Genomic DNA, 12,263 nt, shown 5'->3' on the forward strand with positions numbered 1-12,263 from the left:
TTGGGATGCATTGGGATGCATTGGGATGCTGGATCATGAGGCGGCGCTCTCCGTCGCGGCTGCGTTTCTCGAAGAGCACTACCGGGACTATCCCAGTGCCGACCCGGTTCGAACGGTGCCGGAGTCTGCCGTCGTCGACGGCTCGGGCCTGCTTGTTCCCTGGAACTCCGTGGCGGCGCTCGACGACGGGGACGTGGCCGAGGAGCTCGGCGGCAACATGCCGATTCGCGTCGGCCTCGCCACCGGCCGGTGCCGCTTCCTCCACGTCGACGAGGTGGGTGACTATCTCCGACGGGGCTTCGCGCTGTGACCTGTGCGACCGGCCGGATGGAGGTGCTGTGGCAGGCCCTGATGACTTTGACCTGACGGCGAGGTTAAGGCCACTGGTCCAGTGCGACGAATGATGGTGAAGTAATGCTTGATCGCGAGGCGGCCCTGAGTGCCGCGGCCGCGTATCTGGCGGAGGAGAGCCGGGACTGGCCCGCGGATCATGCGGCTCGCACGATTCCGGAGCAGGCCTTCGCCGACGGTTCAGGCCTCATCGTCCCCTACAACTCGGTGATGTTTCTTGAAAGCAGGGACAAGAACTACGCACTGGCCGGCAACTGTCCGATCCTGGTGGATACTGTCACCGGTGAGTGCCGTGAGCTCGATCTGGACGAGGTAATCGCGTATCGGCGCCGCGGGTTTGCTGTTTGACCAGGCTTCTCGACGGTCGCTGGCGGTGCGCTGCGCGTACGGCAACGAATCCGACGATTGGCGTGGCGCCGTGTCGGCCTACGTGGCCGACGTGGAGCGCTGCATCGACGACAACCCGCCGACCGTCAACGGAGCGCTGCACCAGGCAGATGGTGAGCTTCGGCGGCCCGCCACGTCGCGCGATGGTCGCTACTACGTGCTTGAGGTGAACTGAGATGCTGGATCGTGAGGCGGGGCTGGCCGCCGCGGGGGCATACCTGGCCGAGGACACGAAAGACTGGCCCGCGGATCATGCGGTCCGCATCTGGCCTGAGCGTGCCTTCTTCGATGGTGTGAACCTGATCGTCCCCTACATCACCGTGGCGTTCCTCGATGGAGACGAGGAAGCCGAACTCGCCGGCAATATGCCGATCCGGGTAAATACCGTCACCGGTGAGTGCGACATCCTGCATCTGTACGACGTGATTGCCTATCGCAAGCGAGGACACAAGCTTTGACCTGACGTTTGTTGGGGCGGGTCCATTCGGCGACGAGTGGGCCCGCCCTCTGGGAGACGGAGCGCGCGGTATCGTCGCGTGAATGTCCGGCGAGGCTATGGCCACTGGTTCAATGTGACGCATGAGGGCGGTGTGGTGACGGCTTACGACTTCGAGCGGCCGACGACGAAGTATCTTGACTTCGGCCTGCTTCGGATGCATTGGGATGCTTGATCGCGAGGCGGCCCTGCGAGCCGCGGCCGCGTATCTGGCGGAGGAGAGCCGGGACTGGCCCGCGGATCATGCGGCTCGCACGATTCCGGAGCAGGCCTTCGCCGACGGTTCAGGCCTCATCGTTCCCTACAACTCGGTGGTGTTTCTCGAAAGCGGGGACAGGAACTACGCGCTGGCCGGCGGCGGCCCGATCCTGGTGGATACCGTCACCGGTGAGTGCCGTGAGCTCGATCTGGACGAGACGATCGCGTATCGGCGCCGTGGGTTTGCGGTTTGACCAGGCGCTGACCGGTTTGGAGCCTTCGCTGTGAGTGCAGGTCAGCTCGATCGAGAACGGTGGCCAGGCCGTGCATCGAATGGCCTCGCTCGACGGCCACGTGGCTTTGGTCCAGTCCTGGGACGACGGAAGGATCGGTATCGTCGGAGGCCGACCGGCGCGGATGGGACTCTCCGCTGAGCGCGATGGGGTCGCTACTACCTGCTCGAAGGTGAATTGACATGCTGGATCGTGAGGCGGGGCTGGCCGCCGCGGCTGAGTTCCTGGTCGAGCACTACCGGGACTACCCTGATGCCGACCCGGTTCGGACGGTGCCGGAGATTGCCTTCGTCGACGGCTCGGTCCTGATCGTTTCCTGGAACTCCGTAGAGGCGCTCGATGGTGGGGGCGAGCTGGCCGAGCTCGGCGGCAACATGCCGATTCGGGTTGACCTCGCCACCGGCCAGTGCCGCTTTCTCCACCTTGGCGAGAAGGGCGACTATTCCCGTCCCGGGTCCGAACCGTGACCCGACCGTAGTGCCGAGCAGAGGCGGGCTCGTCCGGTGACGGATGGGCCCGTCTTTGTCGTTACCGGGGCAGCGGAAGGCGGCGCCCATGTCGGCCAGGGACTCGTGCGGCACGTCGGCCAGTGCGGTGCCCCTTCGGGCGGTCCAGTCACACGCTTCGACGCGGAGCGACTGTCGATCGAGGACGGTGGCCAGGCCGTGCGCTAGTGCTGGCGCTCCTCATCCCACTGGTTCTAACTTGGCTGGTCGTCACGCAAGGTCGTCGCCGAGGCGCGGCGCGGGCCAGGCGGGGTCGGGGCGGAAGTTTGTGTGGGTGCCGTCGAAGGGGTATGAGCTGGTCTCGATGAGATCGACAATCTGTCCGGCTGTCGTGAGAATTGCCTCGGCCTCCGCCTTGTCGAAGTAGAGCGGGTGGCCGATGTGTCGGTCGAACTCGTCGGCGTCCTTCCACTCCCAGCGGCGCTCGGGCGTGACGACGATGTCAAGGACGTGGTCCTTGGTCTGCACGCCGTTGTGACGCCGTATGTACGGTGCTTCCAGGTTGACGTACCAGCCGGAGAACGCGCCCTCTTCGAAGAACCACCACGCGGAGTACGTGCAGCGGGGAGGCATGAGGATCAGGACGTCGTTGCGCCAGGCTCGAACGGTCAGCTTCGGATCTCGCATGCGATCCGGGGTGACCTCGTGCGGGGTGTTGCCGTCCGCGTCGATGAGCGTGGCAAGGTCGCTGCCGTCCGGCTGCCAGAGCAGCAGTCCGTGCTCGCCGTCGTCGATCACCCGCATTGCCTGTGCCCACGTGCACCATGGGCCGCGCACATACCGGCGCGTGATGATCTGGCCCGGCTCGAACCGCATCTTGAAAGCGTAGCCGCGCCCGATGCCGGCCGAATACGGCCACGATCGATGGTCCGCCCAAGCCGGGATGGCGTCGCTCAGGGAGCCGATCGCGCGCAGCGCCCCGCCGCGCTCGCCGAGCGGGCCGCGGCGTCGGCTGCGTTCCTTGCAGGGTTCTACCGGGACTATCCCGATGCCGACCCGGTTCGGACGGTGCCGGAGATTGCCTTCGTCGACGGCTCGGTCCTGATCGTTTCCTGGAACTCCGTAGAGGCGCTCGAGGGTGGGGGCGAGCTGGCCGAGCTCGGCGGCAACATGCCGATTCGGGTTGACCTCGCCACCGGCCGGTGCCGCTTTCTCGGCCTTGGCGAGGTGGACGACTATTCCCGTCCCGGGTCCGAACCGTGACCCGACTGCAGTGTCGGGCAGAGGCGGGTTCATCCGGCGACGGATAGACCCGCCTTCGCTGTGGGTGCGGGTCAGCGGAAGGCCGCGCCCATGTCGGTCAGGGACTCGTGCATCACGTCGGCCAGCGGCGTGCCCTTCGGGCGGTCCAGCCACACCTGCACCGCCACGCGCATCGCGACCAGGAACGCCGCCGCCATCAAGCGGGCGTGCATCGGCGACGCGGGGGAGCGGCGGGCGATCTCCGTCGTCAGCTCGTCCTCCATCGACGCGTACGTCGAGACCTGCTGCGCCGCCAGGGCCGGGTGCCGGCGAACCAGCCGGACCTGCGTCACCCAGTGCGGGTCGCGGGCGCCGAGGTCGCGCTGGAACTCCAGGGCCGCGGCGGTGAGCGCCGCCCACGGGGGCTCCGACGGCGGGCGCTGCGCCACGGCGGAGACCAGGCGGCGCACGCGCTGCTGGTCGCCGTACAGCAGCGCCTCCTCCTTGCTCGCGAAGTAGTTCGAGAACGTCCGGCGCGACACCTCCGCCGCGTCCGCGATCGCCTCCACGGTGACCTTGTCCAGGCCGTGCTCGATCGACAGGGCCACCGCGGCCTCGTGCAGGGCCTGGCGGGTGGCGACCTTCTTGCGTTCCCGCAGGCCTGTTCCCACGCCCCGATGTTACCTAGTTCTCATTGGGCAAACTTGCGCGAAGGGCAAGTTTTTTGGATGCTTGTATCAGGCAAGTATTGCGGGAGGGGTTCGAGTGGAGCATGTCGTCGCGCTGCGCGACGGGCTGCGCGAGCTCATGAGGGTCGTGCGGTGCCTGAAGCAGCAGCACCAGGCCGGGCCGGGCACGGTCGCGCCCGGGGTCGCCGGGATGCTCGCGGTGATCGAGCGCCACCCGCGGCTGCACCTCAAGGACCTCGCCGCGGCGTGCGCGCTCGACCAGTCGACCACCAGCCGGGCGGTCAGCGCGTTCGTCCAGGACGGGCTCGTGCGCCGCGCCGCCGACCCGCACGACGGGCGGGCCAGCTTCCTCGAGCTCACCGACGAGGGCCGCGACGCCCTCGGCAAGGCCGAGGAGCGCTACTGCGCCCTGCTCGCGGGCGCCCTGCGGGACTGGACCCCCGCCGAGGCCGAACACTTCGCCGGCCTGCTGCACCGATTTGCGCAGTCGCTGCGCGAGAACCAAACCATGGAGGCAACACGATGAGTCAGACGCACACCGAGGAGCCGATGACCCATCGGCAAGTGCTGGAGGCGCTCAGCGGCCTGCTGCTCGCGCTGTTCGTCGCGATGGTCAGCTCCACGATCGTCTCGACCGCGCTGCCGAAGATCATCGGCGCGCTCAACGGCACGCAGACGCAGTACACCTGGGTCGTCACGGCCACCCTGCTCGCCGCCACGGCGACGACCCCGATCTGGGGCAAGCTCGCGGACCTGTACAGCAAGAAGGTCCTCGTCCAGGTCTCGATCGTGATCTACGTGGTCGGCTCCATCATCAGCGGCATGGCGCAGAACACCGGCGAGCTGATCGCCGCCCGCGCCTTCCAGGGCATCGGCGTCGGCGGCCTGCAGGCGCTCGTCCAGGTGGTCATCGCCGCGATGATCCCGCCCCGCGAGCGCGGGCGCTACAACGGCTACCTCGGTGGCGTCATGGCCGTCGCGACCGTCGGCGGCCCGCTGCTCGGCGGCGTCATCGTCGACACCTCGTGGCTCGGCTGGCGCTGGTGCTTCTTCGTCGGCGTGCCGGTGGCCCTCCTGGCCCTCGTGGTGCTGCAGAAGACCCTGCACCTGGTGACCATCAAGCGTGACAATCTCAAGATCGACTACCTGGGCGCCACGCTCATCGCGGCCGGCGTCAGCGTGTTGCTGGTCTGGGTCTCCTTCGTCGACAGCTCGTTCGCGTGGGCGTCCTGGCAGACCGCGGCCATGGTCGGCGCCGGTGTGGTGCTGCTCGCGCTCGCCGTGTGGGTCGAGTCCCGCGCCGCCGAGCCGGTCGTGCCGCTGAACATCGTCAAGCAGCGCACCACGGCCCTGTCGATCCTCGCGAGCCTCGCGGTCGGCATGGCGATGTTCGGAGGCGCCGTCTTCCTGGGGCAGTACTTCCAGATCGGCCGCGGCTACACCCCGACCGAGGCGGGCCTGCTCACCATCCCGCTCATGGCCGGCGTGCTGCTGTCCTCGATCGTGGTCGGGCAGCTCATCACCCGCACCGGCAAGATCAAGCCCTACATCATCGCGGGCACCCTGGTGCTCGTCGCGGGCTTCGGCGTGCTGGCCACCATCGACCACCAGACCTCGCTGGTCTTCGTGAGCTTCGGGATGCTGCTGGTCGGCGTCGGGGTCGGCATGTCGATGCAGAACCTGGTGCTCGCGGTGCAGAACACCGTACCGCTGAAGGACATCGGCGCCGCCAGCTCGACGGTCGCGTTCTTCCGCTCCCTCGGCGGCACGATCGGCGTGTCGGTCCTCGGCGCCGTCCTGGCCCGCCGGGTCACCGACAACATCACGCACTCGCTCGCGGCCGCCGGCGTCCAGGCCCCGGCCGGTGGCGGCGAGACCTCCAACCTCAACCTCAGCGCCCTGCCGCCCGCGTTCCAGCACATCGTGCGGGCCGCGTACGGCGACGCCACCGGCCACATCTTCCTCATCTCCGCGGCCATCGCGGTGGTGGGCGTGATCGCCGCGGTGCTCATGAAGCCGGCCATGCTGCGCAGCACGCTGGACCTCTCGGCGCAGCAGCCGGCCTCGGACGAGCCGGTCGGCGCCTCGCGATAGCCGAACGGCCACAACAGCACGGGCGGGGAAGGCTCACCCCCTGGAGCCTCCCCGCCCGCTCGCGTGCAGGCGCAAAATGGCCGGCATGCCGCTCATCGCGCATCTCAGCGATCCGCACATCACCACCGGCGCCCTGTCCGCCGAGCCCGCCCGCGGGCTCTACCGGGCCCTGACCCGCGTGCTCGCCCTGGAGCCGCGCCCGGACTGCGTCATCGTGACCGGCGACCTCGTCGACCACGGCCGCTCGGACGAGTACGAGGTGCTCAAGGAGCTCATCGGGCACTTCCCGGTCCCGATCCACCTCGTCCCCGGCAACCACGACGGCCGGGCCGCGCTGCAGGCCGCGTTCGGCCTCGAGCGGACCTCGTACGTCGCCGAGTACCCGGACTTCAGCGTCGTCGTGCTCGACTCCCTGCGCCCCGAGCTCGGCGACGCCGGCATCCTCGGCCCCGAGCAGCTCGAATGGCTCGACCACACGCTCGGCCGGCACGGCGGGGCGCCCGCGTTCGTCTGCCTGCACCACCCGCCGGTCCGGGTCGGCATCCCGGGCATGGACGCCATCCGGCTCGTCGACGGGCCCGAGCTCGCCGAGGTGCTGCGCCGCCACCCGCACGTCGTCCGGGTGCTCGCCGGACACCTGCACCGCGTCGTGACCGCCGGGTTCGCCGGGACCATCCTGAGTGTCGCGCCCAGCACGTACCGTCAGGTGGACCTCGGGATGCGGGAGGGCCGCCCGGTCGCCTTCGTCCCCGAACCGTCCGCGTTCCTGCTGCACCGGCTCGAGGGCAGTGAGTGCGTGACCCACCTGGTGCAGGTGAGCCACACGGGTGCGCCCGTGATCGCGTATTGAGGCCGTTGAGCCGACCTCGCGTGGCACGTTTCCGGGATTTGGGGCGTCGCGGCTGGCCCGTACCGTGAATGCAGCAGATGAGCGCAGCACCCCATACAGACGCACCCGAGAGGAACCACCCCCATGAGCGAGTACGGCGAGTACGAAGCGGGCCACGAGACCGCCTCCCTGGAGGCGGCCCACTCCGGCCAGGGCCAGGAGCTGGACCACCAGTCGCAGTACGGCATCCTCGAGCAGGACCACCACAGCTACGAGCACGAGGAGTTCGAGCAGCTCAAGCACATCGAGTACACGGACGCCGCGGGCAACCACTACGAGATCACCGAGTACACGCACTACGAGCACACCGAGGTCGAGGACAGCCACTCGCTCATGGCCTACGGCCAGGAGAGCACCGGCGAGGCGGGCTTCGGCGAGGCCGACGGCACCGACGCCGGCTTCGGTGAGGCGGGCTTCGGCGAGTCCGGCTTCGGCGCCGCGTCGGCGGGCTCGAGCCTGGAGAGCATCACGTCGCGGCTGCAGAGCTTCCTCGGCAACGGCTTCGACGACGCCAGCGCCTAACCGGCCCCTCTCGGGGGGTGCCAGCGCTCACGGCGCCGGCCGGCGGGACTTCCGCCGGCCGGCGCCGCGTCGTGTCCGGACTCACGCCGGCCCCTGGGCGCGCTGCTGAGCAGCGAGGACGTGGTCCGGTGTCAGGTGTCAAGCAGGTTCGGGACCGGAATTCGGCGGCGCTGCGGCCGCAACCGTCGCAGACTGGGACGCCATGAGCCTCGACGACGACTGGCACTACCTGCCCACCCGGACCCGGGCCGGCGCGCTGCAGCGCGGACTCGGGCGGGGCGCGGTGCGGGCCAGACAGGACCCGGCCGCGCCGGAGCTGGTGTACGCCTGCATCCGCCGCGACCATCGCTGGCTGCCCCTCGACGACCGCGGGGTCTACCTCGCCCGCCTGGTCCGCGACCTGGAGCTGCCGATCGGGCCGATCATCGCCCGGCTCTACACCGCCGACGACGACTGCGGGGAGTTCACGCACGTCCTGCGGGTCGCCGAGGCGCTGGGCCGCGCCGGGTCCGAGGACATGGTCGAGACTCTGCGGCGGTACGTCCGGATCGGCCCCTACTGGCGCGAGGCCCTCGGCACCATCGCCGCCGCGTGGCCCGCGAACTGGTGGGACGACCTGCTCCCGGTCGCCGCCGACCGCCTCGCCAGCGCCGGCCGCCCGCTGCACCTGCCGCCGGGCGCCCCCTGGGGCGACTGGGCCGGCCGCGACGAGCGCATCCACGCCGCCGTGGCGCACGGGCCCGAGCCGCTGAGCGGGCTCGGCGAGCTGCTGAGCGCCGCCGACGACTTCGGCTGCCGGGCCGAGCCGGCGGTCGACTCGCTGCCGGCCGCCCGGCGGGTCGTGGCCGATCCGGCCTCGGGGCAGTACTGGAGCGCCCTGTGCGTGCTCGCCGAGCGCGGCGACGAGTCCGACGGCCCGGCGCTGCTGGCCGGCCTCGACTGGCTCGACCGGCGCGAGGACGACATGTGCGGCTACGACCGCCTGGCCGACGGCCTCGCCCGGGTCGGCGGCGACGCGGCCCGCCAGGCGCTGCCCCGCATCCGCTCGCTGTGGTTCAGCCCGCACTCGTACGAGCGCGCCGCCTACCTGCGCGCCCGGCTGGAACTGGAGCCGGACGCGTGCGCGGGCGCGCTGACCGAGGGCCTGTGGGACTGCGAGGCCGACGTGCGCCTCATCGCCGTGCGCCGCGTCCCGCTCGACGAGAAGCTCGAGCGCCGCGTCGCCTACCTGCGCGACGACCCGATCGAGACCCCGCAGGTCCGCGCGGCCGCCGCCGAGCGCCTGACCCTCGAGGCGATGCTCTAGACGGCCGGCCCCAGCCGCCGCGGACGCTCAGCGCCGCACGACGACGGCGTCCAGGACCCGGCGCAGCGTCGCGGCCGGGTCGTCGTCGGGCCCGTCGACCACGAGCACGCCCACGGCGGCCGCGCCGAAGGTCCAGGCGCACACCGCGTACCCGGACCCGTGGCGGCGCAGGTCGGTGCACGTCGCCCGGCCACGGTCCGGTCCCGGGTCGGCGTCGGCCGTCGTCCCGCCGCCGGGCTCCGGCACGAACCGCAGCGTCCGCTCACGCAGGGTCCGCAGCAGCGCCGCGTCGTCGGCCCGCTGGACCGCCCGCCCGGTGCCGCCCCAGACCAGCAGGGGCCGTCCGTCGGCGCTGAGGTACGCCGCGCTGAACGGCGCCGCCCCGAGCGCCTCCTGGTCGCCGAGGACGTCGTCGGCCAGCGCGGCGGCGAGCGCCGGGGCGGCCGTGCGGTCCCCGATCCCGGCCGGGCCGCCAGCCCGACCGTCCGGCCGAACACCAGATCGCTCGTGAGCAGCACGAACAGCACCAGCACCGCGCAGCCCGCGATCCCCGCGGCCCACGCCGCGGCCCGGCGCGGGTCGGCCGGCACCACGGGCTCGGGCGCGAGCGAGTCGAGGTCGAGTTCGTCGCGGCTCACGGCTGGCAACATACGTGACCCGGTCGATGCGCGGGGCCCTGTCGCGTGCGTGACACATCGGCGCAAGTGCGCGCCAAGTCCCCGCCAAGTGCCGTCCCGCATGCTGACCGCAGCACCACTGAAGGGATCGCCGCGACGGGGTCCTCGCACCGCTTACCTCGAGAACGCTCTCGATATGCATACATAGATGAGCCGGCCCCGCGACACTCCTCCCCCCTCGTGTCGCGGGGCTTCTCGTGTGCGGGGTCTACCTGGCCGTGCCGCAGGTGGCCTGGATGCGCCGGGTCAGCCGGTCGGCGAAGGCGGGGTCGCTGATGACCTGCTGCTGGAACGCGTCGACCTGCGCCGCGGTGAGGTCCGTGTAGACGGGGCGGGACGCGTAGGCCGAGGCCATCGCCGACGGGTCGGTGTACACCTGCGACTGCACCGCGCAGAGGTGCTGCGCGGTCGCGTCGAGGAAGATGGTCTCGCGGCGGTCCTGGGTCAGCGAGGCCGACGGCGACGGCTTCGGCGCCTGGATCTCCGTCTTGGCCGGGTTCCCGGACTTGCCGCACGCGCAAAGGCCCGCCGTGAGGGCCAGGGTGGCCGCGGCGAGCAGGGCACGGGAGCGGATCACAAGCGTTCCCACCTCTCTGTGGAACAACGACGGCGGCCCGGCCGGCGCCGCGCGGGCACCGGCCGGCCCGGGCGTCAGGCGACGACGAGCGTCAGGTCGTTCGAGTCGGTCGTGCTGCCGTAGGAGAGCTTGACGGTGAGCTTGTAGGTGCCGGCGGCCACGTTGGTGGCGTCGAACTTGACGGCGGCGAAGTCGTCGGTGCCGACGGCCAGGCCGGTGCCCTTGTTCAGGGCGGTGTAGGAACGCTCGGCCGGGTAGGACACAACCAGGCCGCTCGGCGCGCCCGCGACCGTGATCTGCAGGTTGTCGACGCCGGCCTTGCGGGACTGGAAGACCAGCTGCGACCAGACCGGGGTCGCCTTCGGCACGGTCACTTGGGTTGTCTTCTGCACCACGGCGTCGCCGGTGACCGAGACGACCGGGAGCGTGGCGGTGACGGAGCCGGAGCGCGGGGTGCCGGTGCAGGACGTCGCCCCGTCGGCCTTCGCGGTGTAGGTGTAGTCGAGCTTGAGCGGCACGAGCGCGAGCGGGCTGCCGGCGGCGAGCGCGACGTTGAACGCGGCGTAGTCCACGTGGCCCTTGGCCAGCGAGTCGCCCTTCGACAGCGACGAGTAGGCCGCGGTGTTGGCCGGGTACTTCACCGTCACGCCGGCGCCGCTCGCGGTCACCTTCACGTCGCAGACGTCGCTGGTCGCGGCCCACATGGTGCCCACCCACCCCGTCTGGCCCGGCAGCATCGGCGCGAGCACCGGCACCACCAGCCCGAAGTCCGGCGCCGCCGCGGAGGCCGGGGCCGCCGCGGGAACGATGGCGGCCGCGCCGGCGGCACAGGCGAGGGCGATGGAGGCGGTACGGCGCATCGGAGGGGTCCTTCCCATGACGACTGCTGTCGACCGGCTGATCGGCGGCGGACGGGGCGGGTTGAGGCCGGTCGTGGTTCACCTCCGGTTCGGCCGGGGTCGATTCGGGTTCCCGGGGGGCCTAGCCGCTCAGGGCGACCCAGGACTCGTACTGGTGCACCGCGATGCCCGCGAACGCCGGGTACCGCTGGGCGGCGGAGTCGACCGCGGCCAGGGTCCGGTGCAGCTGACCGGCGGTGGTGCCGTGGAAGGTGCAGTACGCGCAGTCGCCCAGGGCCTGCGTCTCCGCGCCCAGGCGCACCGGCTTGGCGACCCGCCCGGCCCGCCGCAGCAGGTCGTCGGCGACCCCGACCATCGAGTTGGCGCCGGTGGCGGTGTTGCGGTAGCTCATCACCGTGACGCCGGAGACGCGGGCGAGCACGGCGTCGGCCAGGTTCACCCCGCCGGCGAGGGTCACGGTCGGCAGCCAGAAGGGCACGTCGGCCTCGAGCGGCAGGTCCGTGGCCGTGGCCGTCTCGTCGAGCAGTGACAGATACTGCGGTACCAGTGATGCCTGGTCCTGGCTCCAGGAGGGCAGCAGGTAGGGCTCGACGTCCAGGTGCAGCCCGTGGAACAGGCCCGTGGCCGCGGCGCCCTCGGCCCAGGCCAGCGCGGTGGCGTGGTCGGTCGTCCAGCCGGGCTCCCCGCCGAGCGCGTCGAGCATGATGCCGGCCGCGTCGCACAGCTCCCGCAGGCGCCGCAGCCGTGCGGTGTCGTCGGTGCGCGGGTCGTAGTACGCGAACAGCGCTCGCACCCCGTTGGCCGCGGCCCAGTCCACGACCGGCCCGGGATCGTCGTGCTCCCACAGCCACATCGCCCGCGTGCCCGGCGGCGCCACCGAGGTCTCCGGGGCCAGCCCCGGCAGCCGCGGCGGCGTCGCGGCGATCAGGGCGACCGCCACGAGGAGCGCGCACAGCAGGGTCTGCGCGGCCGAGTCCAGGACGCGCCGCATGCCCGTCCCATCGGCCGGCCGGTGCGGATCGTGAGGGTCACACCGCGCCACGTTGACGTGCCGGTGGCCGGTGGGACACGATGGCGGGCGAGCGGTATGCGGAGGAACCCGGTGCGAGTCCGGGACGGTCCCGCCACTGTGACCGGGGAGTCGCACCTCAGCACGGACCACGGCCGGCGACGGCCGGGGCGGGCGAGGGGCGGCGCGGAACCGGCAGTCAGGAGACTCCGGCCGCTCGCAACAGC

At 71.2% G+C, this 12,263-nt stretch carries 18 protein-coding genes and 1 riboswitch; of the genes, 12 read left to right on the top strand and 6 right to left on the bottom strand.

Annotation, left to right across the window (positions count from 1 at the left end; all coding sequences use genetic code 11):
- Positions 1 to 25: 25 nt before the first annotated feature.
- The 6 genes from ACQP2P_RS11770 (at position 26) to ACQP2P_RS11795 (ending at position 2,192) form a co-directional block, all read left to right on the top strand.
- Positions 26 to 310 carry a hypothetical protein gene (locus ACQP2P_RS11770; protein ID WP_433615498.1) on the top strand — a complete coding sequence of 95 codons (285 nt, stop codon included), beginning with the start codon at positions 26 to 28 and terminating at the stop codon, positions 308 to 310.
- 104 nt (positions 311 to 414) lie between these two features.
- Positions 415 to 699 (top strand): hypothetical protein, encoded by a 285-nt coding sequence (locus ACQP2P_RS11775; protein WP_433615499.1) that lies wholly within the window; start codon positions 415 to 417, stop codon positions 697 to 699.
- Positions 689 to 913: a hypothetical protein gene (locus ACQP2P_RS11780; protein WP_433615501.1), complete on the top strand. Its 225-nt coding sequence runs from the start codon at positions 689 to 691 to the stop codon at positions 911 to 913. The genes ACQP2P_RS11775 and ACQP2P_RS11780 overlap by 11 nt, the downstream gene beginning before the upstream one ends.
- Position 914: 1 nt before the next feature.
- Positions 915 to 1,196 carry a hypothetical protein gene (locus ACQP2P_RS11785; RefSeq protein WP_433615502.1) on the top strand — a complete coding sequence of 94 codons (282 nt, stop codon included), beginning with the start codon at positions 915 to 917 and terminating at the stop codon, positions 1,194 to 1,196.
- 205 nt (positions 1,197 to 1,401) lie between these two features.
- Positions 1,402 to 1,686 carry a hypothetical protein gene (locus ACQP2P_RS11790; protein WP_433615504.1) on the top strand — a complete coding sequence of 95 codons (285 nt, stop codon included), beginning with the start codon at positions 1,402 to 1,404 and terminating at the stop codon, positions 1,684 to 1,686.
- A gap of 221 nt (positions 1,687 to 1,907) precedes the next feature.
- Positions 1,908 to 2,192, top strand: a complete 285-nt coding sequence (locus ACQP2P_RS11795) for a hypothetical protein (protein WP_433615506.1) — start codon at positions 1,908 to 1,910, stop codon at positions 2,190 to 2,192.
- A 249-nt stretch (positions 2,193 to 2,441) separates the two neighbouring features.
- Here the strand turns inward: ACQP2P_RS11795 and ACQP2P_RS11800 are convergent, their stop codons facing one another.
- Positions 2,442 to 3,047 (bottom strand): DUF402 domain-containing protein, encoded by a 606-nt coding sequence (locus tag ACQP2P_RS11800; RefSeq protein WP_433615508.1) that lies wholly within the window; start codon positions 3,045 to 3,047, stop codon positions 2,442 to 2,444.
- 48 nt (positions 3,048 to 3,095) lie between these two features.
- Between ACQP2P_RS11800 and ACQP2P_RS11805 the strand changes: the two genes are divergently transcribed.
- A complete protein-coding gene (locus ACQP2P_RS11805) occupies positions 3,096 to 3,434 on the top strand; it encodes a hypothetical protein (protein ID WP_433615510.1) in 339 nt (112 codons plus the stop codon).
- A 71-nt stretch (positions 3,435 to 3,505) separates the two neighbouring features.
- Here ACQP2P_RS11805 and ACQP2P_RS11810 read toward each other — a convergent pair whose 3' ends face one another.
- Positions 3,506 to 4,084 (bottom strand): TetR/AcrR family transcriptional regulator, encoded by a 579-nt coding sequence (locus ACQP2P_RS11810; protein WP_433615512.1) that lies wholly within the window; start codon positions 4,082 to 4,084, stop codon positions 3,506 to 3,508.
- A gap of 94 nt (positions 4,085 to 4,178) precedes the next feature.
- Here ACQP2P_RS11810 and ACQP2P_RS11815 point away from each other — a divergent pair, with 94 nt between their 5' ends.
- From ACQP2P_RS11815 to ACQP2P_RS11835, 5 genes are all read left to right on the top strand, one after another.
- The gene (locus tag ACQP2P_RS11815) at positions 4,179 to 4,628 is read left to right on the top strand and encodes a MarR family winged helix-turn-helix transcriptional regulator (protein WP_433615514.1); all 450 of its coding nucleotides are present in this window, start codon (positions 4,179 to 4,181) and stop codon (positions 4,626 to 4,628) included.
- A complete protein-coding gene (locus tag ACQP2P_RS11820) occupies positions 4,625 to 6,196 on the top strand; it encodes an MDR family MFS transporter (RefSeq protein ID WP_433615516.1) in 1,572 nt (523 codons plus the stop codon). The genes ACQP2P_RS11815 and ACQP2P_RS11820 overlap by 4 nt, the downstream gene beginning before the upstream one ends.
- 85 nt (positions 6,197 to 6,281) lie before the next feature.
- Positions 6,282 to 7,046: a phosphodiesterase gene (locus tag ACQP2P_RS11825; protein WP_433615518.1), complete on the top strand. Its 765-nt coding sequence runs from the start codon at positions 6,282 to 6,284 to the stop codon at positions 7,044 to 7,046.
- A 123-nt stretch (positions 7,047 to 7,169) separates the two neighbouring features.
- Entirely contained in the window at positions 7,170 to 7,607 is a 438-nt protein-coding gene (locus tag ACQP2P_RS11830) for a hypothetical protein (RefSeq protein WP_433615520.1), read from the top strand.
- A 202-nt stretch (positions 7,608 to 7,809) separates the two neighbouring features.
- Positions 7,810 to 8,913, top strand: a complete 1,104-nt coding sequence (locus ACQP2P_RS11835) for a hypothetical protein (protein ID WP_433615522.1) — start codon at positions 7,810 to 7,812, stop codon at positions 8,911 to 8,913.
- A 27-nt stretch (positions 8,914 to 8,940) separates the two neighbouring features.
- On the opposite strand, the gene ACQP2P_RS11840 is transcribed toward ACQP2P_RS11835, so the two are convergent.
- The 4 genes from ACQP2P_RS11840 to ACQP2P_RS11855 all read right to left on the bottom strand — a co-directional run bounded on the left by ACQP2P_RS11840 (position 8,941) and on the right by ACQP2P_RS11855 (position 12,018).
- Positions 8,941 to 9,474 carry a hypothetical protein gene (locus ACQP2P_RS11840; protein WP_433615524.1) on the bottom strand — a complete coding sequence of 178 codons (534 nt, stop codon included), beginning with the start codon at positions 9,472 to 9,474 and terminating at the stop codon, positions 8,941 to 8,943.
- 324 nt (positions 9,475 to 9,798) lie between these two features.
- Positions 9,799 to 10,167, bottom strand: coding sequence for a hypothetical protein (locus ACQP2P_RS11845; protein WP_433615525.1), 369 nt, complete (start codon positions 10,165 to 10,167; stop codon positions 9,799 to 9,801).
- Between the two features lie 74 nt (positions 10,168 to 10,241).
- Positions 10,242 to 11,027 (bottom strand): hypothetical protein, encoded by a 786-nt coding sequence (locus tag ACQP2P_RS11850; protein WP_433615527.1) that lies wholly within the window; start codon positions 11,025 to 11,027, stop codon positions 10,242 to 10,244.
- Between the two features lie 121 nt (positions 11,028 to 11,148).
- A complete protein-coding gene (locus ACQP2P_RS11855; RefSeq protein ID WP_433615528.1) occupies positions 11,149 to 12,018 on the bottom strand; it encodes a hypothetical protein in 870 nt (289 codons plus the stop codon).
- Between the two features lie 102 nt (positions 12,019 to 12,120).
- Positions 12,121 to 12,245: riboswitch (cobalamin riboswitch) on the top strand.
- The last annotated feature ends 18 nt before the right edge of the window (positions 12,246 to 12,263 follow it).

Source organism: Dactylosporangium sp. CA-139114, assembly GCF_050955725.1.
Taxonomy (GTDB): Bacteria; Actinomycetota; Actinomycetes; order Mycobacteriales; family Micromonosporaceae; genus Dactylosporangium.

What these genes read in the sequence shown, in the direction of transcription:
- ACQP2P_RS11770 (WP_433615498.1), top strand. Translation starts at nt 26, where the DNA reads ATGCTGGATCATGAGGCGGCGCTCTCCGTCGCGGCTGCGTTTCTCGAA.
- ACQP2P_RS11775 (WP_433615499.1), top strand. Translation starts at nt 415, where the DNA reads ATGCTTGATCGCGAGGCGGCCCTGAGTGCCGCGGCCGCGTATCTGGCG.
- ACQP2P_RS11785 (WP_433615502.1), top strand. Translation starts at nt 915, where the DNA reads ATGCTGGATCGTGAGGCGGGGCTGGCCGCCGCGGGGGCATACCTGGCC.
- ACQP2P_RS11790 (WP_433615504.1), top strand. Translation starts at nt 1,402, where the DNA reads ATGCTTGATCGCGAGGCGGCCCTGCGAGCCGCGGCCGCGTATCTGGCG.
- ACQP2P_RS11795 (WP_433615506.1), top strand. Translation starts at nt 1,908, where the DNA reads ATGCTGGATCGTGAGGCGGGGCTGGCCGCCGCGGCTGAGTTCCTGGTC.
- ACQP2P_RS11800 (WP_433615508.1), bottom strand. Translation starts at nt 3,047, where the DNA reads ATGCGGTTCGAGCCGGGCCAGATCATCACGCGCCGGTATGTGCGCGGC.
- ACQP2P_RS11805 (WP_433615510.1), top strand. Translation starts at nt 3,096, where the DNA reads ATGGTCCGCCCAAGCCGGGATGGCGTCGCTCAGGGAGCCGATCGCGCG.
- ACQP2P_RS11820 (WP_433615516.1), top strand. Translation starts at nt 4,625, where the DNA reads ATGAGTCAGACGCACACCGAGGAGCCGATGACCCATCGGCAAGTGCTG.
- ACQP2P_RS11825 (WP_433615518.1), top strand. Translation starts at nt 6,282, where the DNA reads ATGCCGCTCATCGCGCATCTCAGCGATCCGCACATCACCACCGGCGCC.
- ACQP2P_RS11830 (WP_433615520.1), top strand. Translation starts at nt 7,170, where the DNA reads ATGAGCGAGTACGGCGAGTACGAAGCGGGCCACGAGACCGCCTCCCTG.
- ACQP2P_RS11835 (WP_433615522.1), top strand. Translation starts at nt 7,810, where the DNA reads ATGAGCCTCGACGACGACTGGCACTACCTGCCCACCCGGACCCGGGCC.
- ACQP2P_RS11850 (WP_433615527.1), bottom strand. Translation starts at nt 11,027, where the DNA reads ATGCGCCGTACCGCCTCCATCGCCCTCGCCTGTGCCGCCGGCGCGGCC.
- ACQP2P_RS11855 (WP_433615528.1), bottom strand. Translation starts at nt 12,018, where the DNA reads ATGCGGCGCGTCCTGGACTCGGCCGCGCAGACCCTGCTGTGCGCGCTC.